General features: G+C 36.0%; 2 protein-coding genes. Both read right to left on the minus strand.

Translation table 11 applies throughout. The features are described from left to right. A partial coding sequence (locus MLE14_RS22195) for an ATP-binding protein (RefSeq protein WP_243300538.1) occupies positions 1-243 on the minus strand: 243 nt, incomplete at its 3' end. Beyond that, positions 240-1,493, minus strand: coding sequence for an IS21 family transposase (gene istA, locus MLE14_RS22200; protein WP_243300539.1), 1,254 nt, complete (start codon positions 1,491-1,493; stop codon positions 240-242). The genes MLE14_RS22195 and istA, both read right to left, overlap by 4 nt. Positions 1,494-1,598 lie beyond the last annotated feature (105 nt).

A 1,598-nucleotide genomic window follows, 5' to 3' on the forward strand; every position in this document is an offset into this window, starting at 1 on the left:
ACTAGATTGAAAGGTAAAGTCAAAGTCCTCAATTCTTTTTATGTAAGGTAATTTCGCTTTACTAACCCTTCTATCTAAAGCTTTTGCTTCAAGGAACTTAATTTCTTGTTTTAAAAGAGTGTCTAGAAACTCAGAATATGGTACATTATTTTTAGAGGCATCTTCTAATATTGCTTCAATTTGATGAGCAGTAATAGAAAAGCCTATTTGTAGTAAACGTTCAGTTAAGAGCTCGTTATTCAATTGTTTTCACCTGCTTTTGACTGTTCTTCATAAACTTGGAGGGAACGATGTTCCACTTTAGGTGCTAGGAGAGGATTGTGACTGGTCGCCAAACCGTTTGTAGTCACGTTCTTCTCCTTTTTTTCTATTTCTCTGTAATGTTCCATTCGTGTTAGTAATCTTGCTTTCCCAGTGATAAGAGGGTGAGAAGCTATACACTCTAACTCACTATATATCTCAATGTGGTGATCTAGAGTTTCCTTTATTTTCACATTTTGCCCCTTAAATCTAATAGGAACAGAATAATATTTCCCCTCATAGTCTACTAATCCTTGTAAATTTACAGTTGTCTCAGCCCACTTGTTTATAGGGAAGATAGGACGTTGATTCCAATTAAGAAGGTGCTCTTGTTCAGCATGGAATCTTTCTAGAGGAGCTTCTTTAGTTGTCTGATTGGGCTTCTTGTTAGCCACTGTATCTAACCATATTTGTAAGCTCTCATTCATTTTTACTAGTGAAGGTTCTAGTTTCCTTTGCATAAAATTTTTCTTTAAATAGCCTACTGCACTTTCCACTTTACCTTTTGTTTGCGGTCTAGCTGGTTTACACGCCTTAGGAACCACCCCATAATAGGCTAAGAATTCTTCAAACTTCCTATTAAATCTAATCTCTGTAGGAGTATGTTTCGTCACTACTGTTTTCATGTTGTCATACAATATCTGCTTCGGGACACCGTTAAAATAGGCAAAAGCATTCATGTGGCATTTCATAAGATGTTCTAAGTCTATACTGGTTGTAATCTCCATGTATTTCATACGGGAATATCCGAGTATCAATACAAATACATAAAGCCTCTTAAATTTCCCATCTATAAAGTGCTCCCCTAACTCAGCCCAATCCATTTGAGCTTGGACACCAGGTGGTGTCTCGAATCTTATACTAGACTGTTTATTAGGCTTTTGCCTGTATTCTTTAATGAAGTCTCTCAGAATTGTCATTTTTCCTTGGTAACCCATTGAAGTAATCTCTTCAAGAAGTACCACACAGTTAGTAGTGCCTTCTTTCAATCTTTGAAGTAAATAGTTCTCGTAATCTTCTAATTTTCTCTTTTTATCTTTTCCCTTTCTTTTCGGGTATTCCGGTAAGGTGGACTGGTTTATGTACTTTCTAATCGTTTTGCGATCAAAGCCAGTCTCTTCAGCAATAGCGCTAATAGTCCATCCTTTCTGATAAAGTTCTTTAATCATAAAAAATTCCCCTATCTCAATCATCAATTGTCTCTCCACTCCTAAAAGTTATTGTATCGAGACAATTATCCGTTATTTCTGGGGAATTTTTAACCGTTTATATTGGGGATTTTATCACCGTTGTTAACA

Origin of the sequence: Bacillus litorisediminis (assembly GCF_022808645.1) — a bacterium.
Taxonomy (GTDB): domain Bacteria; phylum Bacillota; class Bacilli; order Bacillales; family JC228; genus Bacillus_BF; species Bacillus_BF litorisediminis.